The 24,546-nt window shown below is 45.6% G+C and carries 22 protein-coding genes; 12 read left to right on the top strand and 10 right to left on the bottom strand.

All coding sequences use genetic code 11. The features are described 5' to 3' along the window. Positions 1–50 precede the first annotated feature (50 nt). A complete protein-coding gene (locus ACLIIY_RS24860; protein ID WP_005427050.1) occupies positions 51–899 on the top strand; it encodes a formate/nitrite transporter family protein in 849 nt (282 codons plus the stop codon). A 206-nt stretch (positions 900–1,105) separates the two neighbouring features. Beyond that, positions 1,106–1,864: a uroporphyrinogen-III C-methyltransferase gene (cobA, locus tag ACLIIY_RS24865; RefSeq protein ID WP_005440981.1), complete on the top strand. Its 759-nt coding sequence runs from the start codon at positions 1,106–1,108 to the stop codon at positions 1,862–1,864. Between the two features lie 21 nt (positions 1,865–1,885). Here the strand turns inward: cobA and ACLIIY_RS24870 are convergent, their stop codons facing one another. After that, the gene (locus ACLIIY_RS24870; protein ID WP_005440978.1) at positions 1,886–2,326 is read right to left on the bottom strand and encodes a DUF4174 domain-containing protein; all 441 of its coding nucleotides are present in this window, start codon (positions 2,324–2,326) and stop codon (positions 1,886–1,888) included. A gap of 120 nt (positions 2,327–2,446) precedes the next feature. Here ACLIIY_RS24870 and ACLIIY_RS24875 point away from each other — a divergent pair, with 120 nt between their 5' ends. Then, a complete protein-coding gene (locus tag ACLIIY_RS24875; protein WP_434528714.1) occupies positions 2,447–2,938 on the top strand; it encodes an NYN domain-containing protein in 492 nt (163 codons plus the stop codon). A 98-nt stretch (positions 2,939–3,036) separates the two neighbouring features. Here ACLIIY_RS24875 and ACLIIY_RS24880 read toward each other — a convergent pair whose 3' ends face one another. Together ACLIIY_RS24880 and ACLIIY_RS24885 are read right to left on the bottom strand one after the other, a co-directional pair. Further along, the gene (locus tag ACLIIY_RS24880; RefSeq protein WP_005440973.1) at positions 3,037–4,368 is read right to left on the bottom strand and encodes an anaerobic C4-dicarboxylate transporter; all 1,332 of its coding nucleotides are present in this window, start codon (positions 4,366–4,368) and stop codon (positions 3,037–3,039) included. Between the two features lie 349 nt (positions 4,369–4,717). Next, positions 4,718–4,906: a DUF2986 domain-containing protein gene (locus tag ACLIIY_RS24885; protein ID WP_020196844.1), complete on the bottom strand. Its 189-nt coding sequence runs from the start codon at positions 4,904–4,906 to the stop codon at positions 4,718–4,720. A gap of 72 nt (positions 4,907–4,978) precedes the next feature. On the opposite strand from ACLIIY_RS24885, the gene ACLIIY_RS24890 reads away from it, so the two are divergent. Both ACLIIY_RS24890 and ACLIIY_RS24895 read left to right on the top strand, forming a co-directional pair. Next, complete coding sequence (locus ACLIIY_RS24890; RefSeq protein WP_434528715.1) at positions 4,979–5,488, top strand: GNAT family N-acetyltransferase; 510 nt, start codon at positions 4,979–4,981, stop codon at positions 5,486–5,488. A gap of 84 nt (positions 5,489–5,572) precedes the next feature. Then, a complete protein-coding gene (locus tag ACLIIY_RS24895) occupies positions 5,573–5,968 on the top strand; it encodes a nitrous oxide-stimulated promoter family protein (RefSeq protein ID WP_020196846.1) in 396 nt (131 codons plus the stop codon). A gap of 12 nt (positions 5,969–5,980) precedes the next feature. Here ACLIIY_RS24895 and ACLIIY_RS24900 read toward each other — a convergent pair whose 3' ends face one another. Continuing rightward, on the bottom strand, positions 5,981–7,366 hold the full coding sequence (locus tag ACLIIY_RS24900; protein ID WP_434528716.1) for an MATE family efflux transporter: 1,386 nt from the start codon (positions 7,364–7,366) through the stop codon (positions 5,981–5,983). 52 nt (positions 7,367–7,418) lie between these two features. Between ACLIIY_RS24900 and ACLIIY_RS24905 the strand changes: the two genes are divergently transcribed. After that, on the top strand, positions 7,419–8,318 hold the full coding sequence (locus ACLIIY_RS24905; RefSeq protein ID WP_434528717.1) for a helix-turn-helix transcriptional regulator: 900 nt from the start codon (positions 7,419–7,421) through the stop codon (positions 8,316–8,318). 112 nt (positions 8,319–8,430) lie between these two features. On the opposite strand, the gene ACLIIY_RS24910 is transcribed toward ACLIIY_RS24905, so the two are convergent. Together ACLIIY_RS24910 and trxC are read right to left on the bottom strand one after the other, a co-directional pair. Then, positions 8,431–9,591, bottom strand: coding sequence for an MFS transporter (locus ACLIIY_RS24910; protein ID WP_009705352.1), 1,161 nt, complete (start codon positions 9,589–9,591; stop codon positions 8,431–8,433). A 176-nt stretch (positions 9,592–9,767) separates the two neighbouring features. Continuing rightward, positions 9,768–10,202 (bottom strand): thioredoxin TrxC, encoded by a 435-nt coding sequence (gene trxC, locus ACLIIY_RS24915; RefSeq protein WP_005443913.1) that lies wholly within the window; start codon positions 10,200–10,202, stop codon positions 9,768–9,770. A 165-nt stretch (positions 10,203–10,367) separates the two neighbouring features. Here trxC and ACLIIY_RS24920 point away from each other — a divergent pair, with 165 nt between their 5' ends. Then, positions 10,368–11,465 carry a ketoacyl-ACP synthase III gene (locus tag ACLIIY_RS24920; protein ID WP_434528718.1) on the top strand — a complete coding sequence of 366 codons (1,098 nt, stop codon included), beginning with the start codon at positions 10,368–10,370 and terminating at the stop codon, positions 11,463–11,465. 100 nt (positions 11,466–11,565) lie between these two features. On the opposite strand, the gene ACLIIY_RS24925 is transcribed toward ACLIIY_RS24920, so the two are convergent. After that, positions 11,566–12,891, bottom strand: a complete 1,326-nt coding sequence (locus ACLIIY_RS24925; protein ID WP_434528719.1) for a DUF1501 domain-containing protein — start codon at positions 12,889–12,891, stop codon at positions 11,566–11,568. A gap of 9 nt (positions 12,892–12,900) precedes the next feature. After that, positions 12,901–14,463 (bottom strand): DUF1800 domain-containing protein, encoded by a 1,563-nt coding sequence (locus tag ACLIIY_RS24930; protein WP_434528720.1) that lies wholly within the window; start codon positions 14,461–14,463, stop codon positions 12,901–12,903. A gap of 578 nt (positions 14,464–15,041) precedes the next feature. Between ACLIIY_RS24930 and ACLIIY_RS24935 the strand changes: the two genes are divergently transcribed. Further along, on the top strand, positions 15,042–17,510 hold the full coding sequence (locus ACLIIY_RS24935) for a hypothetical protein (protein ID WP_434528721.1): 2,469 nt from the start codon (positions 15,042–15,044) through the stop codon (positions 17,508–17,510). A gap of 124 nt (positions 17,511–17,634) precedes the next feature. Here ACLIIY_RS24935 and ACLIIY_RS24940 read toward each other — a convergent pair whose 3' ends face one another. Together ACLIIY_RS24940 and ACLIIY_RS24945 are read right to left on the bottom strand one after the other, a co-directional pair. Beyond that, positions 17,635–18,897, bottom strand: coding sequence for a hydroxymethylglutaryl-CoA reductase (locus ACLIIY_RS24940; protein WP_434528722.1), 1,263 nt, complete (start codon positions 18,895–18,897; stop codon positions 17,635–17,637). Between the two features lie 540 nt (positions 18,898–19,437). Beyond that, positions 19,438–20,451, bottom strand: coding sequence for a helix-turn-helix domain-containing protein (locus ACLIIY_RS24945; RefSeq protein ID WP_038877339.1), 1,014 nt, complete (start codon positions 20,449–20,451; stop codon positions 19,438–19,440). 149 nt (positions 20,452–20,600) lie between these two features. On the opposite strand from ACLIIY_RS24945, the gene ACLIIY_RS24950 reads away from it, so the two are divergent. The 4 genes from ACLIIY_RS24950 to ACLIIY_RS24965 are packed head-to-tail and all read left to right on the top strand — an operon-like array spanning position 20,601 to position 24,529. Then, complete coding sequence (locus tag ACLIIY_RS24950; RefSeq protein WP_434528723.1) at positions 20,601–21,722, top strand: HlyD family secretion protein; 1,122 nt, start codon at positions 20,601–20,603, stop codon at positions 21,720–21,722. Then, positions 21,712–22,725, top strand: a complete 1,014-nt coding sequence (locus tag ACLIIY_RS24955) for a DUF2955 domain-containing protein (RefSeq protein ID WP_074051477.1) — start codon at positions 21,712–21,714, stop codon at positions 22,723–22,725. Before ACLIIY_RS24950 ends, ACLIIY_RS24955 begins: the two co-directional genes overlap by 11 nt. 29 nt (positions 22,726–22,754) lie before the next feature. After that, the gene (locus ACLIIY_RS24960; protein ID WP_434528724.1) at positions 22,755–23,876 is read left to right on the top strand and encodes an AI-2E family transporter; all 1,122 of its coding nucleotides are present in this window, start codon (positions 22,755–22,757) and stop codon (positions 23,874–23,876) included. After that, positions 23,873–24,529 carry a potassium channel family protein gene (locus tag ACLIIY_RS24965; protein ID WP_409580759.1) on the top strand — a complete coding sequence of 219 codons (657 nt, stop codon included), beginning with the start codon at positions 23,873–23,875 and terminating at the stop codon, positions 24,527–24,529. The genes ACLIIY_RS24960 and ACLIIY_RS24965 overlap by 4 nt, the downstream gene beginning before the upstream one ends. Positions 24,530–24,546 lie beyond the last annotated feature (17 nt).

A 24,546-nucleotide genomic window follows, 5' to 3' on the forward strand; every position in this document is an offset into this window, starting at 1 on the left:
TCTATTCAATCTTTAATTTTTAACTTTCACTTTTGAATAAGGACACATTCATGTCTACTGATTATAAGCCTGCAGAATTCGTTCAAACCATGATCAACGTGGGTGAAGCGAAAACCAACACTAGCACTCGCGACTTGTTACTTCGCGGTACTATGGCGGGTATCATCCTATCGCTAGCGGTTGTTGTTGCTATTACCACTATGGTTCAAACCGGTATTGGCATCGTGGGTGCACTTGTCTTCCCAGTTGGTTTCGTGATTCTAAGTGTGATGGGTTACGACCTAGTAACCGGTGTTTTTGGTCTAGCGCCGCTGGCTAAGTTTGCAAACCGTCCTGGTATCACTTGGGGTCGTATCTTCCGTTGTTGGGGGCTTGTAGGCTTGGGTAACCTTATCGGTTCTCTAATCGTTGCTTACCTTGTGGCTATCTCACTAACAGGTAACTTCTCTCTAGAACTTAACGCAGTAGCGAAGAAATTTGTCGCTGTTTCTACCGCGCGTAGCCTTGGTTTTGAAAACATGGGTATGGACGGATGGATCACGTGTTTCGTACGTGGCATCTTCTGTAACCTAATGGTATGTCTAGGCGTTATCGGCAACATGACTGCACGTTCAGTGTCTGGTCGCGTAGCAATGATGTGGTTCCCAATCTTCATCTTCTTCGCATTAGTATTCGAGCACACAGTAGTAAACATGTTCCTATTCCCACTAGGTATGATTCTAGGTGCGGATTTTGGTATCGCGACTTGGTTGAACTTCAACCTTATCCCAACCATCCTAGGTAACATTGTTGGTGGTCTAGTAATGACTTGTATTCCACTGTACCTAACTCACGCTAAAACTGCGCCTTCTATCAATGCTGAAGAAGAAGTAAAAGCACAACCTGCAATGGCTAAATAACCATTAACGGGTAATTCGCTTAATATGGTCCCGCTTCTGGATGGGCGGGACTATTCTCTAACTAGATTTCAATTTTTAACTTTCACTTTCGCGACATATTTTATTGGTTTAGCTATAAAAAGTAATAACTCCTTAGAGTGGTTTTAGCCCTAAGTGCATAACGCGAGTGTTACTCTTTATATCTAAATTTTTCGATAGGCGTTGATATGACTACTGCTCACTCATCTTTAAACAGCGGCTTTGTTTCTCTTGTTGGTGCAGGTCCAGGTGATCCTGATTTGCTCACAGTAAAAGGCTTAAAAGCCATTCAAGCGGCTGAAGTTGTTGTATACGACCGTTTGGTGTCGAAAGACATTCTTGAATTGGCTCATGCATCAGCAGAGATGATTTACGTAGGAAAAAAATTGGACTTTCACTGCGTGCCTCAAGATCAAATCAACCAAATTTTGGTGCAGAAAGCACAAGAAGGTAAGCGTGTTGTACGTCTGAAGGGCGGTGACTCATTTATCTTTGGCCGTGGTGGTGAAGAGCTAGAAGAACTCGCGGAATTTGGTATCAAATACGAAGTGGTTCCGGGCATCACCGCAGCAGCGGGTGCAACGGCTTACGCTGGTATTCCATTGACACACCGCGACCATGCGCAAAGCGTTCAATTCATCACTGGTCACGTACAAAAAGATGGTCGTGAGATTGAGTGGCATTCACTGGCGCAATCCAACAACACACTTGTGTTCTACATGGGTTTGAAGCAAAGCGGTCACATTATGGATAAGCTGATCACTCACGGCTTAGACCCTGAGATGTCATGCGCCATTATTGAAAACGGTACGCGCCCGGAGCAGCGCGTGTTCCAAGGAAAGTTGAACGAGCTATCGAGCATGGCAGAGCAAGCCGTGAGCCCAGCATTGATTGTAGTTGGTAGCGTTACACAGCTGCACAACAAATTGGATTGGTTCGGCAAGTAACCGAAGACTTATTCTAAAGCATTAGATTGCGCAAGGACTGCGTTTCTGCTGCATCTCTCTTTTACGCATTGGCATTTCATCAATCAGATTGTTGATGAACTGCCAATCGGTCTTCGCTCCCCAGCGGTGTTTCTCTTCACCATCTTTACCTAATAGTATCGCCGTGTGTTGGCCTTGTTTCACTTCGTAAAGTTTGGCTAACATTTTCAAATCAAACTCTTCTTTTAGCCATGATGGTTGTGTGTAACCGTCTTCGGCAATAACGAGCGTAATAACGTCACGGTCTTCTAGTTCACATTCATTCATCAGTGCTTCAAGCAAAAACTGCTTAACGTGGTCGTCATTTGCAGGGGCGAAATACAGCACGCTGCGGTGCGGCCAATACTGAGAGTGCGCTGGATATCCAAATGCAGCACTTGATATGAGGCATGAAAGCAACAGGGCAATGGTCGTCTTGTTCATGGCTTCACTCCTTGAAACTCGAATATCAAGTTATACGATAAGTTTAGTGGAATTAGCTCATTGTGCTTTGAGCCAAAGTGGCATAGGGTATGCGACAAACAAATAAAGCGTATTAAGAAGATGAATTCGGATAGCAACAAACAAAAGATCGCAATCTTGGTCGATGTACAAAACGTGTACTACACCTGTCGTGAAGCGTACCGCAGCAATTTTGATTACAACCAGTTTTGGTATGTTGCGACACAAGGGAAAGGAGTGGTGAGCGCACGAGCTTATGCTATTGCGAGTAACGACCCTAAGCAGCGTCAGTTCCACCATATTCTTCGTGGTGTCGGATTTGAGGTGATGTTGAAACCTTACATTCAACGTCGTGACGGCAGTGCGAAAGGCGACTGGGATGTGGGTATCACGCTAGATGCGATTGAGATTGCGCCGGAAGTGGATGAAGTGATTCTGGTATCTGGCGATGGCGATTTCAGTTTGTTGGTGGAACGCATTCAGCAACGCTTCAACAAGAAAGTTACTGTCTATGGCGTACCAAGGCTAACTTCCCAAACCTTGATTGATTGCGCGGACCATTTTGTTGCTGTCGATGACGACTTTCTTCTTTAAGTTTTGCTTGCGCTAGAAACAGATAAAAGAAAGGGCGAGTCACTTCAGGCTGTACGCAAACGTACAATGACTCGCCCCTTATTTCTGATTTAGATGATTTACGAAGGAATGATCATTTGTCCTAGTAGGTAACCCAAACAACACGCACCAATCACGCCGATTAAACCCACAGACATGAATGAGTGGTTGAAGTACCACTTACCAATCTTAGTTGTACCTGAGGTATCGAAGTTCACAGTCGCGATATCTGAAGGGTAGTTTGGAATAAAAAAGTAACCGTAAACCGCTGGCATCAAGCCGATAAGCAGTGCTGGCTCCAAACCTAGACCTAAACCGACTGGCAACATCATACGCGCTGTCGCCGCTTGAGAGTTCACCACTACAGATACGATGAATAGCGCAAGCGCGAACGTCCAAGGGTAGTTGGTTACCATCTCTACGATGCCGGATTTAAATTGAGGCATAGCGTATTGGAAGTAGGTATCTGACATCCATGCAATACCGAAGATAGCAATCGCGGCCACCATACCTGATTTGAACACTACGCCATTTGGTACGTCGCGAGGATCGGTCTTCGTCGCTAGCAAAATGATACCGCCGAAGCAGAGCATCATCATTTGAATCACAACGGCCATACTGATTGGTTTTGTACCTTCAACTATGGTACGAACCTCTGGCCACATCGCGATAACGACAATCACAAGAATCGATAGGATGAACAGTAGAACGGAGTTACGCGCACTAGACGGTAGCACTTCATCCAATGATGTAGCAGTTGTGTTTAAGATCTTGTCACGCCAGACCGGATCTTTTAGACGCTCTTGGTACTCTTCATCGTCTTCTAACTCTTTACCGCGTTTTAGGCTGTATAGAGACATCAACAAGGTACCAAACAAGGTTGCTGGCACGGTAACTAGCAAAATAGAAAGTAGGGTGATCTCGTGTTGGATATCAGACAATTGCGCAAGGTAGTAAACCACTGCCGCTGAAATTGGTGACGCCGTGATTGCGATTTGAGAAGCAACCGATGCTGCAGCCATCGGACGCTCAGGACGAATGCCGTTTTTAAGTGCAACGTCGCCAATGATTGGCATGATAGAGTAAACCGCGTGACCAGTACCAAGTAGGAAGGTCATAAAGTAAGTCACGAACGGCGCAATAAGAGTGACGCGTTTAGGATTCTTACGTAATACGCGTTCTGCCACCTGCAACATGTATTTTAAGCCACCTGCGGCTTCAAGAATGGAGGCACAAGTCACCACCGCGAGGATGATCAGCATTACGGTCACTGGTGGAGACGTTGGAGGCATCTTGAAGATGAAAACCTCAATGACCAAACCAATACCAGAAACGACACCAAGACCAATGCCGCCATACCGTGAGCCGATATACAGCATCACGAGCAAAAATAGAAACTCAAGATACAACATGTTTAATTTCCTTATTAGAAACAGGGACTTCTATTGTTTCGGTATTGAAGGAAAAAATACTTAGCCTTGTTCACATTCCGTTTTATAAGAAACAGCAATGTCCAATAATTGGGAATAACTCACGCTGAGCCGTGTCAGTGTTAATAGTGGTTTGAAAGGGTGTTGAAGGAATGTTTGAATCGTCGTCAGCTAAGGTTACAGCGGTCCATTTTGGTGCAAAGATTTTCAGTGGTTTTGAGCGCTTTTTGGTCTAGATGATAATTTAAACGATAGGCGTTAGATTTTCAGGCGACTCAATGCCGAGTTAACCTTGGTTAAAATAAAAAAGCCGCGTTATGCGGCTTTTCTTTTATGCTTCGTCAGTTGTTTGAGCTTCTTCACTCACTTGCGAAGTTTGCTCGGCTGCTTTTTCTTCAGCTTCCATTTTCGCGCGCTCTGCTTTTGAGATATAGCGAGGCTTGTTGCTCTTATGAAGCTTTGCATTTTGTTTTTTCAACTTCGCTTTTAAGATCGAATTGATTTTCTTCTTGCGGTTCATGGTGTTGGTCCTTTAATTTAGCGGGGCAGGATAGTGATTTTTCCACCAAGTTACAAGCCTAATGGATCCCTTATGAAAACACTTATTACAGAACGCCTGACACTTCGTCTTGTTAGTGTAGAAGATGCGCCGTTTATTTTAGAACTCTACAATCAGCCTGACTTTTATCGCTTCGTCGGTGACAAGCAGATTCGCACCTTGGAAGAAGCAAAACGCTACATTCAAGACAACATGTTAAGGATGCAAGAACTCAAGGGCGTCAGCTTGCTGGTGGTAGAAACCAATCATGACAAACAACCTGTAGGCATTTGTGGTTTGGTTAAACGCGACACATTAACGGCGTTTGATATTGGTTACGGTTATCTACCTAGCGCTTATGGCAAAGGTTACGCAAAAGAAGCGGCGAGTGTCGTGGTCGATTTTGCTCGGGATGAGATGAAAATAGAAAACTTGGTCGCCATCACCAATAATGACAATATTCGTAGTATAAGTTTGCTAGAAAAATTGGGTTTTCAGTTTGAACGTGTCGAGCAGACTTACGATAATGGCCGTACATTGCAACTCTATACCATGACGTTGTGACCCGATAAGTGGTAACTAAAGCTTATCGGTTAGTGCCTTATTGTTAAGGTCTCTGAGCCAAAGCTGCTTTAGATTGAGGAAAGAATGAGCGACATTTTATTAGGCAAACTCGCCACAGAATTTAAAACCGTTAAAGCGATGGTGGAGGTTTACTGTAAAGACCACCACGGCACCAAAGGTGAGTTGTGCGCGGAATGTCGCGAATTATTAGAATACGCGGAAGTACGGCTTGATCGTTGCCCTTACGGAGAAGACAAGCCGACTTGCAACAAATGTCCGATTCACTGTTACAAGCCAGAGCCTAAAGAGCAAATGCGTTTAGTGATGCGTTATTCAGGGCCGAGAATGTTGCTTAAACACCCAATCTTGGCAATTCGACACTTGATGCATGAGAAACGCGAGGTGCCTGAAAAACCTGCTGCCAATGCGTCGAATCGCCACAAACGGATGAGTGCAGAGCGCGAGGCTAAGAAATCCTAGTCAACATAAGAATTAAGAAGTTGTCACGACCGTTAAGTTCTTAATCCAATACTTTTGTGTGTATCTGCGGTAACACAACGCCAATTTCACGACTTCTTCGGCGATCATAAGCGCATAAACGTATTTGAATTCCCAACCTAATACAAACGCAGCAATTGCACACAAAGGTAGGCCCGTCATCCACATCGCGATAAAGTCCATGCGTAAGCAAAAGACGTTATCGCCACCCGCACGAATAATACCGTTGATGATGATCATATTAAGCATGCGAAGCCAAATTGCGCTGCATAAGATCACGACCGCAGGCGCTGCAAGTGGGTAAAGCTCAGGGTTGTCTAAGTTCAAAGCAGCGATGATTAATTCTCGGTTTAGTAGCAGTAACGTACCAATAGAAATACCAAACACAAATACCGCTTTAATGAAGAAGCTTGCCATGTGCTGAGCTTGTTCAAAAGCATCACGCCCTAACGACTGCCCAATCATCACTGAACACGCGACCGATATACCAAAGAAGATCGAATAACATAGCGACTCAAACGGGCCTAACATGCTGAATACCGCAAGCTCCGTCGTGCCCATGTGACCAAAAATCATTTGATACACCATGGTGCCGATCGCCCAAAGTAGCGCACCTAATGTCATTGGTAGCGCCAAGCGGCGGTAAGAGAGCCATAAGGAAGGGCGCTCAGAACCTTCTTTCACTTCCAATAACCAATGCTTACGCCAACGCATGTAGCCAACCATAGCTAGCACTTGGAACAGGCGAGAAATAGTTGTCGCCAAAGCCGCACCCGCAACACCCATTGCAGGTACACCGAACCCACCTTTGATGAGCCAGAAGTTCAGTGCGATATTGAGAACAATCGTCAGCGCGCCCATAAGTAAAGGAGTGACGGTGTCACCAGAAGAGCGCATGCTCGCTTCTAAAACAATGATGATATGAGTGAGTAACAGAACAGGGAACGCATACCAAAGATAGGTTGAGCCGAGTTCGATGACTTGCGTATCGTTGGTTTGTAGACGCATGATCAGTTCGCTACCGACTGTGATTATCAGGGTAACAGGAATCAAGACTTTTAAACCAAATCGAATCGCTATACCAGTAACGGTTTTTGCGCTTACTGCGTCATCACGTCCCCAATATTGAGCCACAAGCGTACCATTTGCGGACGCTAAACCTGCCATGATCATAATCGCGACAAAATGCCATTTTGATGCAATTCCCACAGCTGCGGTTGCTTCTTTACCAAAGTCACTAACCATGAGAACATCAGCCAAGGCGAGAATAGCCACCAACGCACTCTGGATCGCGACAGGGAAACCCAAGCGGATGATCTGCTTCAGTAGCCCGTTAGATAAAGAGTTGTCGCTGTTTTTGATGCCAATGTTGTTCGTCATAGTTACTCCTCGAAATTTGTGAGGAATATAAAGCCAATAGGGACAGAAATACATGTGCGAAAAACCACAAAACCTGTGCGAATCCGTCATCGAACAATTTGCCATCAAAACAGAGTGGCACGACGATGTGCATTTAGCCCCTGCATGTAAAGAACGATTCCTGACTCTAACGGAAATCCCCGAATGGAAACGAGCTGATATCTTTATGGCGGGGCTGGCTGAACTGCGCGATGGTTACCATGTCGAGCGAGATAAAGTGGGCGTTCATACCTTGCTGTTTACTATTGAAGGCGGCGGTGTTTTGATTACACCGGATTTCGTTAAAGAAATTGAGCCTTATACGCTGACTATTTTGCCTGTAGATACGTGTTTTCGATTTGAAATGAATCCAAGAAGGGGGCTCTGGAAGATGGTTTGGCTTCTGCCACAAAATACAGAGGCCTGGCAGCATCTCTCTGACTTGGGGCAAACCGTGGTGCCGTTTAGGGGCTCTGAGCAGGTATGGTCACTGATGACCTTACTCTACAACGAAATAGGGGGACGAACGGGGTTTCGTCAGTTATTGATCAGTGAAGTGCAGCGATTGGTAAAAAGTGTTGAAACTCCAATCAGTACGTCGCTGTCGCGCGTTCAAACACTCTTTAACGAAGTTGAAGGTCAGTTACACTTGCCGTGGACCATTGCCGAAATGGCCAAGCAGTGTTTTATCAGTGAAGAGCAGTTCAATCGTTTATCTAAACAGCTTTTCAATATGAGTCCGCGAAGCAAGTTAATTGAGCTTCGTATGCACAAGGCCGCAGACTTATTGCAATATCCAGCTTGGTCAGTGGCTATGATTGCGAACCGATTGGGTTATCGTGATCCTTACAATTTCACTCATCGATTTAAAAAGTTCTACGGCACATCACCAACGCGTTATCGCAAGAGGTTATTGGAGAATCAAAACCAATGAGTCGTTTTGATTTCTAATGATCACCTAATGATCGATAAAGTAGAGAATTCAGAAACAAAAAAAACGAGAGCATTGACCCTCGTTTTTGTTTGTCTTTTTGCAGAGGTTTGAATTACAAACCTGCTGCCATTTGATGTTTTGACTTGGTCGCTGCGATTAGCATGTAGATGCAAGTTGCAAGCAATGCTGCGAACAAGTAGCCCAGCAAGCCGTGCATCTGACCCATGAACTTATCTGCGACCACTGGACCTGCTACCGAGCCAACGCTGTAGCTGAACAGCATGACTTGCGTTGCAGACACGATGAAACGCTCGTCCAAACCTTCGCAACCCAAGTTAATCGCGATTGGGTATAGTGCGAATGTCGCCATGCCCAATAGGAACAGTGCTGCTGCCAATACTACCGCTGACGAAGAAACGAAGGTCAGACCGATAGAGAAAATACCTAGGATACAGAAGAACGCCATTAGCACTGTACGTGCCATGTACTTGTTTAAGGTTGTCACCATTGGTTGAACCAGCATGCCGCCTAGGATCACAAGTGCCATTAGAGTGCCAATGTCTTGGTGGCTGATTTTGCGGTTTGCAAGCTCAACAGGCATCAAACCGTAAATCGCACCTAAAGTAAGACCAGACACTACACAACCAATGATCGCAGCGTGGCTTAGTTTAGAGATCTGTTTAAACGAAAGTGCAGTCGATTCATGGCTGTTTGGTTGTTCACAATCGATGAACAGCAGCACTAACATCGCCATTAAGATCAGTGTTGTGATGGCAATAAAAGGAACACCGCCGCTCACACCAAGGATACCGATACCAAACTGACCCAATGCAGAACCTCCGTATAGTGACAGCATGTATAGGCTCAAGCGTTTGGCGCGTGATGCTTCATCACCAGACATTAGCCATGATTCAACAATGACAAAGACGCCAGCGACCGCAATACCTGCGATAAAACGTGCGACAAGCCATACCATGCCGTTAGGAATAATAGGCAGTACGATGATCGTTAGTGAGAATGCAGCTAAGCTACCTACAAACGCTTTACGGTGACCAACGTTGCGAACAATACGTTCAAAGAACATTGCGCCGATCAATAGACCGCCATAGAACACACTCGCCAACCAACTCGCGTAATCAGCAGAGATGTTGTATTCACCAAGCATAAGAGGGATCAAGCTCATCAAATAGCCTGACGCCACTGCATAAAGAGACAGTGCTACGACAGGAACTGTGACTCGTGGTGATGCTGCAGGAATGGCTGTGTTTTCCAATGTTTTGCGCCTATAAGTTAAGTAAAAATCAGGGGTTATTCGGCGCGAATATGAGGCTAATTAATAGGCAAGTAAAACGATATATTTGAGTCGTTTCGACAAAAGAAATTTATCGAAATTCTATGGGGAAATGCTGCATAAAAACGCCAGCCTGTAAGCGAGGCTGGCGCAAGGATTTATTTGCTAAGTGCTTGATTTAACCACTGATCGAATTGAGTCTTAGGTAGGGCGCCGTTGATCATATCCACGCGCTGGCCATTCTTGAAAACCATAATGGTTGGGATGCTGCGAATCCCAAATTGAGCGGCAAGCTGCTGTTGCGCTTCGGTATCAATCTTGACAAAACGAGCGTTTCCGGTCTGTTCTTGTGCAACATCCGAGAAAACAGGCGCAAAACCAACACATGGATTGCACCACGGTGCCCAAAAATCCACCACAACTGGCGTGTTACTTTCTAGCAGCGCCGAGAAGTTATCGACAGTGCCTTCTATCGGTGCACCATCAAACAGGGCGTTTTTGCATTTACCGCAACTTGCAGCTTCTGCAACTCGCTCATTAGGGACACGATTTAAACCGCCACAAGACGGGCAACGAGTTTTAAACGATGACATGACTTCTTCCTTTATGACAACTTGATGAAAACATGACTTACCAGTCAGCCTCATAATTTGTATACTTATTTTTTAGCCTGCCGAATTATAAGACGGCAAGTCTGTATTTGGACCCGAACAGGTTCTAAGAAATTTCATTAAAATACAACAATAAATAGGTCTGCGATGACAAATTACTACGCTGAAATTACCGGTTGGGGAAAATGTCTTCCACCAGCCACGCTCTCTAACGATGACCTTAGCACTTTCCTTGAAACTTCAGATGAATGGATTCGCACCCGTACTGGTATTGAAAACCGTCGCATCAGCCACGTAAACACGTCTGACATGGCAACGGTAGCCGCGCAACACGCGATGGCTCGTGCAGGTGTAGAAGCGAGTGACATCGACCTAATCATTGTTGCGACATGCTCCCCTGATTCCCTTATCCCAAACATTGCCTCTAAGGTTCAGCAAAACCTTGGTGTTCGCTCTGCTGCGGCATTCGATTTAAACGCAGCATGTACTGGCTTCGTATACGGCCTAGAAACAGGCACACGTTTGATTCAATCGGGCAACTACAGAAACGCAATCATTATTGGTGCAGAGCGTCTTTCTTTCTACATCGACTGGGCAATGCGCGATACTGCTGTACTGTTCGGCGATGGTGCAGGGGCCGTTGTTCTGACTCGTACAGAGCAAGAAACAGGTCTACTGCAATCGCAAATTGGTTGTGATGCAAAAGGGCGCGACATCCTTTCCGTACCTAAGTTTGGTACATGCATGGACCGCTTTGCGGAAGACAATGGTTACTGGGACTTCAACTTTGTAGGTCAAGAGATCTTCAAACGCGCCGTAAAAGGCATGGGTCTAGCGGCGAAAACAGTTCTGAAAGCTTCAGAACTAACCACAGATCAAATCGACGTGGTAATCCCGCACCAAGCAAACATCCGTATTATCCAAACGCTGTGTGATCTTTCTGGTATCCCACAAGAAAAAGCGTTTGTGAACATCCAAAACTACGGTAACACTTCGGCAGCGACGGTGCCAATCGCATTGTGTGAAGCGCTAGAACAAGGTCGTGTTAAGCCAGGTGACAACATGTTGTTAGCAGCGTTCGGTGCTGGTCTAACATGGGGTGCCGCTGTGTTGAAGTGGGGTGACCGCGTAACGCCTGTTGCTGAAAGTGACGCTGCGCTGCCTGAGAGTGATAAGTCAGCGCTTGAGCTACTAGAGCGTGCTATTAAGCTTTGTAATGAACGCCCACGTGGTGAAGACGCATAACTAGCGCGAGCGGCTAACTGGTCAAAATAAGTAATAAGCGAAAGGGAGCATAACGCTCCCTTTTTTATGCCTATCCGGTAGGTGTTAAGACATAAAGGCGTTACGACATAAAGCCGAGATTTGATGAAGAGAAGTTTCGGATGTTGGGGAACACGTAATCCAACGCTGCGCCATCGGTAATGCCCATCCATTGTGCGAGTGTTGCGCCCACTTGATCAGTACCGATTTTCGGAATCAAACGTCCTTTCGAGTAATCATCTTCGCCATCCAATACCAATTCAGGCCATGTTCCAATTGGCTTCGACCCGTTAACCGCGCCACCCATAATAAACTGATGTCCGCCCCAACCGTGGTCGGTACCGTTACCGTTGTTTGTCATGCGGCGGCCAAAGTCAGACATGGTAAATGTAGTGACATTGTCACGCATTCCAAGTGCATCGATTGCTCGATACATGGCAAACAGGTTTGTCGCCAAGTCTCCTAATAATGCAGGGTGTTTCGACAGTTGTGAATCATGAACGTCATAACCAGTATGTTTAACGAAGAACACTTGTTGCTGTTGATTCAAGTGGCTTTGGCTCGCAATCAATTTGTAGACCGTCTGCATTTGCTTCCCGAGCGTGGTAGAGGAAAACAGCGGTGCATCTTCTACATTGTGCAGTTGCTCTGCCAACACACCACTCATGGTCATAGAGTCATCAACCATCAGATTAAAGTGACCACTGAATGGATTATTAGAAGCCGTCGCCAACAGTTGATCATAGACCTCTTTGTAAAGTGGATTGCCAATCGCGCTCAGCTGCACGGCTCGGTCTTTCTTAAGCACGGTTTGTCGGTGTTCAAGTGAACGTAACCACAAGGAATCACCATGAACACTGTACAGCGGCGTAATCTCTGAGTGTGAGCTCATGACATCGAGCATTCTTCCTGCCCAACCTAGGTTTGTGAACGTGTTCATGCCGCCGCGCATTAAAGTGTTGCTTTGCGAGTTGTGAGAAAAGAGCTGATCAGGCAAAGCAACCTCACCAGATTCAATCATCTGTTTCGTCATGGGTTGCTCAAGGACACCGCTGTTAAGAACGACAGTGGCATCACCGTTATCGAACATTTCAGCCAGTCGAGCTAACTTTGGATGCATACCCAAGGGTACCGTATTGCCTTTGTTGTCAGTGGCATTTAACCCAATAGGTATGATGCTGTTTTTGGCAACAGAAAGTTTGCCTCTCACATTGACGTATTGGTCGTAATGGAAGTCGGACAAGGGCAGGAATGTATTAATAGCATCATTACCGCCAGACAAATACACACAGATAAGCGCACGAAAATCATTGGTTTGTGAAGCCATTGCATAACCTGGTAAACCCACGGAAGCCATAGCACCCAAAGAAGCCGTACTTTTCATAAAATTGCGTCGTGAAAGTTTCATAAGTCGCTCCTAATTTTGAATGTAGAATTCGCTGCCAGAAATCGCGGTGAAAATCACTAAGGCAAGTTTGGTGGTGGGAACATAATTGGTTTTGTATTTGTTGAGTGCGTTGTGCATGATTTGTTTTAGCTGCGGAGAAGCCGTGCCCGCAAAGAAACGCACATCGATGGCCTTAACCAATGCCTCATGATCATCAAGCAACTCGTACAACTCAGTCATATCCAATGAGTAAGTCGAGCCAGAACCTTTACGAACGCTGTAAAGCATGAAGTTAACCAACTCTGTATATACCGACCAATCCAATAGTTCGTACTCAGGCGAAACCATTCCGGTAAACACAAAGTCGGCTGAAGGCTGATAATCGGGCGAATAGAAGTTAAACACAGAAGGTGACCGCAGTGGTCCTTGATTGGCGATGTTCATCAAGGATACCGCGCCATCGTATCGTGCAGCGTCGAGTGTAAAGCCCGCCGCGCGATGGAAATTGGTGAGCACCAAGATTGGCTCTTTTACTTTTATTGGGCGAATGGAGGTTTTCCCGCGAGCCTCGTCATCAAGTAAGATCGCTCGGATGACAGAATTCAAATCACCCTTTACATCATTGCCATTGTTATTGAACACGGTTGCGACTCTTGCAATGTATTCAGGTGTTGGATTAGAGGTCACAAAGCGTTGGATGAGCAACTTAGAGACAAACGGCCCGATATTGTCGTGACTCATCAAAATATCAATGACACGTTCCAGTTCCTCTTCGGCGGTCAGTCCCGCAGGGATCTTGCTACCGAGTACGTGTTTTTCACCAGTGTCGTGGCGGTTTTTAATCACGCGCATAGGCTTCACAAACGTGTTGTCTGACTTGTTCCAACCCGTCAGCGCGCGAGCGAGTTCTTGTATGTCTGTTTGTGTGTAGGTCGCGAGCGCATGCCCAGTTTCTAAATCGTATTTGACGCTACCGTCTAAGTTCAATTGATACAAACCGATGGTGAACAGTTGCATCAATTCACGAGCAAAGTTTTCATCTGGCAGTGCACCTGTCGCCGCGTTTGCTTTTGCGCTTCCCATCATTGACAAATAGTTTCCCATGGCAGGGTGCATAGCGGTTTTTAGCAACAAGTCACGATAGTTGCCAAAGGCATTTTCGACCAGTAAGTCATAATAATTGACCAGACTTTCCGGCTTGCTACCGAGTAGACCGCCATATCGGGATACAACGAGAACTTGGCTAAGAGCAAAGGCCATTCTTTGTCTGAGTTGATCTTCAGAAGTGAGGACGATTTGATACCAAGCGTTTTCTCGGTTTGCTTGTGCCCCTTTACTAAAAGGCGTGAAGTAAAGATCACTGTGATAAGTAGGAGGGAGAAGTATTTGTTCTGTAATCCAATCCTCGTAATTGGTTTGGTTTATTTGGTCGATCAAAGCAGGAGTGGGACCAAATGTGGTTTGATATAGAAAGCGTGCAGTTGGTAGATCTGGGTCGTCTTCGTCGGCCGATACTGGTCCTACAAAAAACAATAGCATGGCTACAAAGCCTAGCACCCAACAAGAAATCTCATTCTGTTTCTGACGTCTCATAGTTAACTCGCTTACCCAAAGGAACGACTTAAATCCATTTAACGGGAGTAAAATGAAGCTCATAGTGAGCTGTAAAATAAAGTAACGAAATCAAGCAGCTGCAGAGCGGAGTATAGACGGGAAAATTCACTAACAAAGTATGATTTCTCAGAAAATAATCTGGATTGAAAAACGTAGGCTCACGTTTGGTTTGATAAATAACTGATAGATAAGCGCCAAAATTGCCTTGTTAAACTTCAAATTAATTATGAAATTTTTAAGCAGGCTTTCATGTTTTGCCTGTTTTTATCATTCGAACACTCAATGGTGGGCTTGTTGATATATCACTTAGTTTGGTTGAAGTGAGCCTTTAAAGAAATTAGATCTAAAAAAACATGCCAGAGTGATTACTTTACTGATCGATTTATTAATTAAGTTGCATAAAGCGTGAATAAGCTCACGATTGTACATAAATTGCACAAATAAATGCGATCAATAGCTAACATTTACCGGGTCGATAAGTTCGACACAATTCAATCCGCAGCTAGTAAAGAGGAGAGGTAATAGCTGCACCATAAATGTTGGATAGGAGAGCACACATGGAAGCTCGCAAAACTATGCTCGCTATTGTTATTGCATCTACGGTCGCTGCGTGTGGCAGTGATGATAATGATGAGAGCGCCAGTCAAACGTACACACTTAATGGTACCGTCGTAGATGGTTACATCTATAACGCCTTAGTCTGGATGGACATCGATAGAGATGGTGAGCCAGACGCCGATGAACCTCAGGCAAACACTGGTCTTGATGGTACATATTCATTTCAAATTTCAGGAGCACAAAAGGACGCCTTAGTAGGTGTGCCAATTTTGGCTCAGTTAACAAACGACTCTGTCGATGTGGGGACTGAACCCCCAACCACGATGGAAGAGTTAGAGCAGAAAATCGCTGCAAATGAAGCAGAGAAAGTCTTTGAAGATGCTGAAGATGGACACGCCATTGTTCTTGGGATGCCACCTTTAACACAAGCCGACTTTGATGATCTTGAAGACGGTGAACTCGATGGTCAGGTCATCAACCCTTTTACTACCCAAGTTCATGAAGAGCTGACATCTCGAGTAAGCGCCGTTCTGGAAGATCAAAACCTCGATGAATTGAGTGATGAGGAATTAGCAGCGCTGCTTGTTGCGCTTGGAAGCCTGGTGAACCAAGCAATTGACGATGCAGTTGACGAGTTAAAAGAAGAGCTCGAAGACAGCACCTTGACCGATGAAGAACTTAAAGACCGTTTGATGGGTGATTTTATCGCTGAAGGCGACACAGGCGAAATTCTAGAACTAGCTGAAAGTAAAGTCGACGAGCGCGTATCGGATGAGCGAGTTGCCGAAGAGTTAGAAGATGAATATCCCAACGGTAAGGTTACCCATTACTCGTACACAGACAGTTACTATGGTACGCCGGACAATATGGACATCTCATTAGACTTCACGGTAGAGGGCAGTGAAACGGAGATCGTCGATGAAACCGCGAACACATTGACCTATCAAGCCACGGCTACGGAATATTATGAGCGAGCCGGCGTAAAAACGGTGTTCAGTACGTTCACAGAAGAAGCGGTGCAGAACCTCGATGACGGTACTTTCACGGCCAAGATAACGTTTAAAGCAGACTTGAACTTCGATGGCGAGTTTGATTTTACCAGCCACGTATATGATGTTGGTGTCGCAGATGAGGGGGAGACTCGCGGTCAGTGGGAATTTACCCGTTACGTTGATGAATCCAACCCTGCCGATTCTGGTGGTGACAGCGTCACTACGGATGATCCAGAACGTGAGTTAAGCTACAGCACGGTGGATTTGTTTGCAGAAGCGATCATGGCCCGCGATATGTCTGGTGTGGACTTACTTCAAACCATGGTTGAGGTAGAAGAAACAACGGCAGAACATGATTATGAATCTCGTGATTTTAAAGAGTACGACCTAGATGCTGCAGTTCCTCTAGAAGCGGCCACCTATGCGCAAGTTCGTGAACGATGGGACTATGTCGATGGTGGTAACAAAGAAGTCATCAAGCATGATTGGGATGCAGACGGTTCAGTAAATGAAACGACAACAAGTATGAATAATGCCGATGGCTCCGAGTCATACACGAAAGCCGGCCCAGTTTGGAACTGGGATGGCTCAGTTAGCTTCGAATACCAAGTCAATTATTGGGAAGAATATACCTATACCAAGGGTGTCAACGACGACGGTCAGAAAATCGAAACGAGTGTGGGTGGCAAATATATTCTCGATGAAGCGAACGCGGTCAAGAAAGTCGATGAAAATGGCGATGGTATGAGGTTTAACCGTTGGGACGAAGTGAAAACCTATTGGTCAGAGACAGATATTCGTACTCATGTTGAATGGCAACACTTTGAAATTGAAGGGTATGACTACACCTTTAATGATGGTGGACAAAAATACAGCACCCTAATCGACGACAATTACACAGGTTATCCTGAGTACGTCGGTCCTTATATTGAAGACTTAGACGAACTGGTCGACGGTTGGCTCGAAGAAGGACTGTCTGAACAAGCGATATGGTTGCGAGTGATTGGTGAGTCTATCCGTGGCGTGAGTCGCAGTGAAGGTTACGATTACTGCGAGGTCAATGAGACTGGTGCATCAGTCAATGCCGCGTCGTTGGCGTCGGAGCTAACAAACTGTGGTGGCCTACAGCCATTAACGGCGGATGACGTTGTCGATTCAAGACTGACTAGACGCAAAGGAAACGGAGTCGAAGTTCGTTTCTGGGACATCTATGAAGGCGGTATGGCGGATCGCGAGACTTGGAAAGCCGATGGCAATACTGAAAACCTCGGTTGGGATTGGAGTATCACCTCAGAAGGTTACTTAAGGTTAAGCAAAGGAGACGATTTTGTCCGTTTGATTGCGCCTTACTTCAAAGGTGAATATGGCGCTGCCGTTATTATCTTTGACGAGTACTCAGATACAAGTATGAACGAGATGTGGAGTACGTATTTTGTTGATACTGTGGATTTATACATACCACCGCAACCTGAGTAAATAAGCCAAGTTGCTCGCAGCATCAATAACGTAGTAAGCACAAGAGCTTAAACTAAAAAGCCGCTCACTCATTGTATTAACACGAGTGCGCGGCTTTTTGTTTTAACGGTTTAGGCTGAACGGTTTATTTTCTCGCTAGCTTGTGATGCGCTCGGGAGAAATGATCGGCACAGAATGCACCAACAATGGAAAGCTCACCAGCCAAGCATAGACCGGCAGCGACTTCTGCTAACGCTTTTGCTTTGCCATTGCCGTGCAAACCAAGGATATCCAAACACGCTTTCTGAGTTGGTAGGCCAGTACCGCCACCAACGGTGCCAACCATGATGTTTGGCAAAGTGACAGAGGTATACAGGTCGCCGTGAGAATCCACATCCATTCTAGTAATACCAACCGCAGATTCTGCAACGCACGCTGCATCTTGTCCGCAGGCGATGTACAAAGCGGTGAGAGCATTGGCGTAGTGTGCGTTAATACCTATGGTACCACTTAACAATCCACCGACAGTGTTCATTTTGCCAAACTTCACCATCGCCTCTGGTGTGGTGTGCAGGTATTTCTCGACCAAAGCCGCAGGAATCGTCACTTCAGCTGACACTTTTTTACCGCGAACAGAGCGTAAAGTGTGGGCGTTGGCTTTCTTATCACCGGATAAGTTGCCGTCAAGATAAGCATCAACCGGTGCGACTGGACTGTGTTCAAGAATGTAATGGAAGACTTTGTGCGTCGCGATGGTCACCATGTTTTGACCCGACGCGTCCCCCGTCACGTATTCAAACACGAGGTAAACATGATTACCTTCGATGTTGACGTTGATATCTTTCAGCTTGCCGTGCGTGGTGGTGGATTCTGCTTCTTTACGGAAGATATCGTATTGAGTGACTACCCAACTGACGAACTGCGCTGCTTCTGCAAGTGATTGGAAACCAAACACGGGAGTACGACTCACGCCTTCGCTGATCAAAAGCGTACTTGCGCCACCAGCTGCGGTAATCAAGTTCGCGCCGCGGTTATAAGAGGCAACGAGAGCGGCTTCTGTTGTTGCGAGTGGTACTAGGTAGTCGTCATTCGCGAACAAGCCGTTAATACGTAGAGGCCCAGCAACACCGACAGGGACGTTAACGGTACCAATAAAGTGTTCAATGTTGTTGGCGTATTGGTCGTAATGCGATTGTGTGAAAGGATCCAGAAGAAGATCTTTGTCCGTCATCGATTCGAGTACTTTCCAACGGCGTTCAATGTGCTTTTCCGTCAGACCCGCACTGAGGCAAAGTTTCTTTTCTGGCTTGTGGTATTTCGGTTCTAATGCCGATTGTACTTTTTCGCAGGTTTCATTATCAGAGAGTGCAGAGCTATTCCTTGCGCTGTCTAAATTTAATTTCGGCATACAAACGTTTCTTTATTCATTTGGTTTGGAATTGTAGTGATACAAAACGTGATTACAATCCCGCGTATACGTTTTGCAACAAAAGGCTGCTCCGCTTCAAACTGATGAACATTCGGCTTGACCAATAGATAGAGCGTTATCCATTGGCTGATAAAACCGATATTTGGGCTAACCAATACAGTAGGTTATTGAAAATTAGACAAAAGCAAGATGGAAGCCGGATTGAGAAGTAAAACTCAATGGACAAACTATCGAATTTCTTCTTATTGTAAAAATTGTGCAAAGTGGGCGAACTACTCTAATTTGAGACTTCAAATATTGAGATTGGAATGTGGTCGGGTGGCGTAAAATGGTAAATAACTTGGTTTGCGCCACGGCATAATAGCCCCACGTTTTCAATTGAGGGTAACGTATGATTGTTTACTTTCGAGTTCAGGACGTAGAAGTGCTGTGCGATGAAATAGACCTCGCAACACTGATGCAAGCCAAGCTCAAACAATTACCAAGTGCCAAGCCTCAAATGGACTGAGCAGTATAACGTCACGAAGTGCTGGATGCGTTCAGCGCAATCGACTGTTTATACACTTTAGGAGATAACCCGGACACTCTTTTAAAGGCGCGCGAAAAGTGCGAAATACTGGTGTAGCCAAGTTGATTGGATATATAAGTGAGAGAGTGTCCTTCTTCCATCAATTCGCAAGAAACAGAGAACATCAATGACTCTTTAATATGTCGAAAAGAAGTGCCTTCATTCTTTAACTTTCTTTGAAAGGTTCGAACAGAATAGCTCAGCAACTGAGCCGCTTCTTCTATGGACAAATTACGCTCTCGCACATAAGGGCGCAGGAGTTCAAACACGCTATCGGTAAAACTTGTATGCCACTGAATCTGACTCGGTTCAGCGCCTAACTGTGAGTCCGATATTTGGATTGGTACGTTAAGAATGTCCGCGGGAATGTAAACACCGGTCTTCTCTTGACCCACAAATATCTGGCACTGGCTAGGAACAACACTTTTTACGATATCGCTGTTACTGCCTTGCAGGCGTACCTTACTTGGATACCAAGCGGTCTTGGTCAAAATGCTAATGAGCTCAATGATGTAAATCACAGCAAATGCTTCAGACCAGTTAGCGATTTGTGTGTCTTTCTGTTCCGAATATCGACAGAACCAGGCGTGGCCATGATGGGTTTCGAAAGAAACGTTACTGCCAGGCGAGTCTAAACTGAAGATTTCATCAATGTGCTGCATTGAATCGCCGATGGTTTGAAATGGCACAAACTGATGCAAGACATTGGGTATAACGCGGCGACGAAAGACTAACACCAATAAGTCGGTGAATTTCGTTACGCCAAGTTGGGAAGAAGTGAGATGAATTAAACGTTTTATCGATTCAGACGGAATGTAGTCGCTCTCGGTTTGGAATAAGTCCGCAGGTAAGCCAGCGTCACTAAGTAGCTTATGCTTGTCCAAGCCATAGTCAGCAAAGACTTCAACCAGAATACGAGCATAGTTAGTCTGAATGACAGGTAGATGAAACGTTTGATTTGGCATTTTCGCGGATACTCCTTTATCACTGTTTTATCTTAGCGCATAACGCACGGTTTTAGATATAGCTCGCTATTTATTATTCAATTAATTGAAGGTTGAGCAGGACGGTATATTCTTAAAATGTTCAATCTATTCAATGGCAAGGGGATAACATGTCCGAGAACGAAAAACAAAAACAGCCAACGGAAGTGGCAGAAAATAAAGAGACGAATAAAAAAGACAAAGTAAAGACGGTCACCAACTATTTGCTTTTGTTCATTGTCGTCATGCTCGGGTTCAGCATTGTGTCAGACCGCATCATTCCAGTGACTGACAATGCACGTGTCAAAGGCTATATCGTGCCGATAAAGCCTCAGGTTTCTGGCAACGTTTTAGATATTAAGGTTCGCCCGAACCAACTTGTTGCAGAGGGTGATGAGCTAGCCGTTCTCGACAAATCAGATTATGAAATTGCAGTAAAGCAAGCTGAAGAGAATCTGGAAATTGCTGGGCAGAACGTTGGTGCACAAACCGCATCAATCGCATCGGCTCAAGCAAGGTTAACTTCTGCGATTGTTGAACGCCAAAACACTGAAGCGCAAGCCAACCGTGTTCTTGCCATGGCAGAGAAAGGCGTAGTGTCGAAATCGGATGCAGATAAAGCACGAGCATCATTGGCAACCGCGAGAGCGAACGTAGTAAATGCAGAAGCGGATCTTGAAAAAGCGAAACAACAACTTGGCGCAGAAGGTGAAGAAAACAGCCAAGTTAAAGCAGCATTGCTGGCTCTTGAGCAAGCTCAACTGAACTTAGAACGTACAGTGATTCGTGCGCCAACTCAAGGTGGTGTTTCGAACTTCAGCTTAACCGAAGGCTTCTACGCTTCAGCAGGTCAGCCAATCATGACGTTTGTGTCGACAGAAGACATTTGGATTGAGGCGTACTTCCGTGAAAACAGTTTAGGCAACGTCAGCATTGGTGACGAAGTGGAAATTGCACTCGACTTTGTTCCTGGCAAAGTCATCAAAGGCAAAGTCAGCAGCATCGACTGGGGTGTCGATTGGGGACAAAACCAACAAGCGGGTAAGCTCGCGCAAGCCAACCAACAAACAGGCTGGTTACGCCAAACGCAAATGTTACCAATCGCTATCGAGTTTGAGCGTGAAGAGGTAACAGGAATGCTACGTGTTGGCGGGCAAGCAGACGTGATTGTCTACAGCGGTGACAACTTCGTGTTCAACACCCTTGGCAAACTTTGGATTCGTCTACTGAGCGTACTGTCTTATGTCCGATAATCTGAGCATTGATAACGCAACTCAACGCCGGATTCTGCGCTTCACCATTGGTGTAGGTCTGGCGGTGTTTCTCGCTGCTTGGATTAATTGGCAACTGGCGTTTGTCGCGCCGGTATTTACCGCGAAGTTCTTGGTCGATAAGCCAAACCTTCATAGAGAAACGATTTACGAGTTGCTGCTGGCATTGATTGCCACCATGGGATTGGGGCTACTTCTTTCAGGAGGCATTACTCAGTACCCAATTGTTCTACTGATTGCCGTCGGTTTGATGATGGCATGGGGTTACTACTTGTTTACTGACCCCAAATGGAATCTGTTCGCGACCATTTTGTTGATTGCGGTGTTGATGTTGCCGTTTATGGCAATCAATAACCCTGCGATTTCTTTAGTGCTCGCGAGTGGCTTGGCAATTTCTGGTGCGGTATCGGTGGCGATTTTTGCTTTGGTTCATATTTACCTACCAGAGCCAGACAGTGAGTTCGCCGGTTATGCGGCTCCACCAATTGGTAAAGAACAACGTTGGCATGCGTCATTTCGAGCCATGTTGATTTCGTTTCCTGTGGTGTGCTTCTTCTTTATCTTTCAGATTTCAGAAGCGCTGCTCACCATGATGTTTGTCGCGTTGCTGTCTTTGATGATTACGTCAGAGAAGTCAGTCAAATTAAGCGCGTTCTTAATCATCAGTAACGGTATCGGCGGGATACTTGCCATCTTGGCTTTCTCGATTCTCGCGATTGTGCCAAGCATATTCTTTTACACCGCCTTTATTGCGTTATTGGCGGTATTGATAGGGAAGAAGATTTACACCGTGCCAGAGAAGGCGCCGATATTTGCCACGGCGTTCAGTACCTTGCTTGTCTTAATTGGCAGCACGTTAATGAGCTCTGGCGATATCGACAGCAATACATTTATCCGAATCTTCCAATTAGTGTTGGTCGGGACGTACATGATCCTCGCATCACTCTTTTTGGAAACCCGACAATGGAAGTTTTTGCAAACATAACACTTAACAGACAGTGAAAAGGTAACGCTATGAAAGCTTCAAATGATTTCTCTAAACAGGCGATAGACGCCGCTATCAAGATCGGAGCCGTAGCGTTACTGATCTGGTGGTGTTTCTCTATCCTCAGTCCATTCATCATGTTAGTTGTGTGGGGCGGCATTATTGCCATCGCGCTCTATCCAGTCATGTTGTCCCTTCATAATCGCTTGGGTATCTCAAAAGGTAAGGCGAGTGCGCTCCTCAGCACTATTGGTGTGCTGCTACTTTTAATCCCACTTATCGCGCTCTCATCCGGCCTTTATACCAGTGGTACCGAGGTCGTCACTGGGTTGCAAGATGGCACCTTAGTTGTACCTAAGCCACAAGAAAGCTTAAAAGAAATCCCTGTAGTGGGCGATAAATTGTTCGTTGCGATTAACTACGCATCGACCAACATGGAAGGCTTCTTGGTTAAGTATGGCGAACAAGTGAAAGGCTTCCTTTCTCAAGCAGCATCTATCGTTGGCTCGGTAAGTGGTGGTTTCATCCAGTTCATTATTTCGACCATGATTGCTGGTGCGTTCATGAGCAATGCTGAAGTGTGCCAGAAAGGTTTTACCAAGCTGGCTGACCGCCTTACCAACAAGAAAGGCGAAGCGTTGATTGATCTTTCAAAATCGACCGTTCGCAGTGTCGTTCAAGGTGTGATTGGCGTTGCACTGATTCAATCTGTCATGGCGGGTGTTGGTATGGTCGCGGTTGGCGTTCCTGCTGCTGCGCTTTGGATGGTTGCCGTGATTCTGATTGCGATTGTTCAGTTGCCACCGATTCTGGCATTGATTCCTGCGATCATTTACGTGTTTAGCGTCGAATCGACACTGGTTGCTGGCATCTTCCTAGTCTGGTGTATTTTGGTGAGCGCGAGTGATGCGGTACTGAAACCTGTTCTTCTAAGCCGTGGTTCTGACACACCGATGCTTGTGACGTTACTAGGTGCTCTGGGTGGTATGGCAATGTCTGGTATCGTTGGTCTGTTTGTTGGTGCTGTGGTACTGAGTTTGACTTACCAGTTGATGGTGAACTGGTTAGATGAAGATGACGAGGAAACAAACAAAGCACTGAGCATTGACCAAAAAGCGAAGGAGGAAGACAAAGTAGAGGTGGCATCATGAAACCGATGACTAGGGAAGATAACTTCTACTTTTTGTTTTTCGCACTCATTGCGTTGTTTTTTGGCTGTGCTGTGATGCATCAGTTTTATCCAGATGGGCAGGAATTTGTTCTCGCCCTTTTGGTGGTGACACTAGGCGCTTCGATCGCAGGTATCAACAAGAAGAACAAAACCAACCGAACATGGTATGGTGTGTTACTGATTGTGGCCGTCATCTCCTACGGGATGTCGTTCTTAGAGCATTTAGATCTGTCCATTATGACGCTAGGTGCGTTATTGGTGTTCTTGTTTTCGCACATATACTCGGCATTAAAGCAGGTGGTGTTAACTAAGTCGGTGACGACAAACCACATCATAGGTTCGATTTGTATCTATCTGTTATTAGGGCTTGCGTGGGCGGTGATTTACTTATTGGTGCTGGAATTCTTCCCGAGCTCTTTCACTGGATTAGAAGCAAAACCTTGGCTGTCGAACTTGTTTAATGCCTTGTACTTCAGCTTTATCACTTTGACGACAGTGGGCTATGGCGACATTTCACCAACGGTTCCAGTGGCACAGTTCTTCGTCTTCTTTGAAGCGATAGTCGGGAGCTTTTACTTGGCCATCATGGTGGCAAGTTTGGTGAGTATTCGTTTGGCTCAAGCACAGAGTTAGCAAACAAATGAATGGTT

The organism is Vibrio sp. K4 (assembly GCF_051122595.1).
GTDB lineage: Bacteria > Pseudomonadota > Gammaproteobacteria > Enterobacterales > Vibrionaceae > Vibrio > Vibrio owensii.

Coding starts and splice junctions, on each gene's coding strand:
- ACLIIY_RS24860 (WP_005427050.1), top strand. CDS start 51: ATGTCTACTGATTATAAGCCTGCAGAATTCGTTCAAACCATGATCAAC.
- cobA (WP_005440981.1), top strand. CDS start 1,106: ATGACTACTGCTCACTCATCTTTAAACAGCGGCTTTGTTTCTCTTGTT.
- ACLIIY_RS24870 (WP_005440978.1), bottom strand. CDS start 2,326: ATGAACAAGACGACCATTGCCCTGTTGCTTTCATGCCTCATATCAAGT.
- ACLIIY_RS24875 (WP_434528714.1), top strand. CDS start 2,447: ATGAATTCGGATAGCAACAAACAAAAGATCGCAATCTTGGTCGATGTA.
- ACLIIY_RS24880 (WP_005440973.1), bottom strand. CDS start 4,368: ATGTTGTATCTTGAGTTTCTATTTTTGCTCGTGATGCTGTATATCGGC.
- ACLIIY_RS24885 (WP_020196844.1), bottom strand. CDS start 4,906: ATGAACCGCAAGAAGAAAATCAATTCGATCTTAAAAGCGAAGTTGAAA.
- ACLIIY_RS24890 (WP_434528715.1), top strand. CDS start 4,979: ATGAAAACACTTATTACAGAACGCCTGACACTTCGTCTTGTTAGTGTA.
- ACLIIY_RS24895 (WP_020196846.1), top strand. CDS start 5,573: ATGAGCGACATTTTATTAGGCAAACTCGCCACAGAATTTAAAACCGTT.
- ACLIIY_RS24900 (WP_434528716.1), bottom strand. CDS start 7,366: ATGACGAACAACATTGGCATCAAAAACAGCGACAACTCTTTATCTAAC.
- ACLIIY_RS24905 (WP_434528717.1), top strand. CDS start 7,419: ATGTGCGAAAAACCACAAAACCTGTGCGAATCCGTCATCGAACAATTT.
- trxC (WP_005443913.1), bottom strand. CDS start 10,202: ATGTCATCGTTTAAAACTCGTTGCCCGTCTTGTGGCGGTTTAAATCGT.
- ACLIIY_RS24920 (WP_434528718.1), top strand. CDS start 10,368: ATGACAAATTACTACGCTGAAATTACCGGTTGGGGAAAATGTCTTCCA.
- ACLIIY_RS24925 (WP_434528719.1), bottom strand. CDS start 12,891: ATGAAACTTTCACGACGCAATTTTATGAAAAGTACGGCTTCTTTGGGT.
- ACLIIY_RS24930 (WP_434528720.1), bottom strand. CDS start 14,463: ATGAGACGTCAGAAACAGAATGAGATTTCTTGTTGGGTGCTAGGCTTT.
- ACLIIY_RS24935 (WP_434528721.1), top strand. CDS start 15,042: ATGGAAGCTCGCAAAACTATGCTCGCTATTGTTATTGCATCTACGGTC.
- ACLIIY_RS24940 (WP_434528722.1), bottom strand. CDS start 18,897: ATGCCGAAATTAAATTTAGACAGCGCAAGGAATAGCTCTGCACTCTCT.
- ACLIIY_RS24945 (WP_038877339.1), bottom strand. CDS start 20,451: ATGCCAAATCAAACGTTTCATCTACCTGTCATTCAGACTAACTATGCT.
- ACLIIY_RS24950 (WP_434528723.1), top strand. CDS start 20,601: ATGTCCGAGAACGAAAAACAAAAACAGCCAACGGAAGTGGCAGAAAAT.
- ACLIIY_RS24955 (WP_074051477.1), top strand. CDS start 21,712: ATGTCCGATAATCTGAGCATTGATAACGCAACTCAACGCCGGATTCTG.
- ACLIIY_RS24960 (WP_434528724.1), top strand. CDS start 22,755: ATGAAAGCTTCAAATGATTTCTCTAAACAGGCGATAGACGCCGCTATC.
- ACLIIY_RS24965 (WP_409580759.1), top strand. CDS start 23,873: ATGAAACCGATGACTAGGGAAGATAACTTCTACTTTTTGTTTTTCGCA.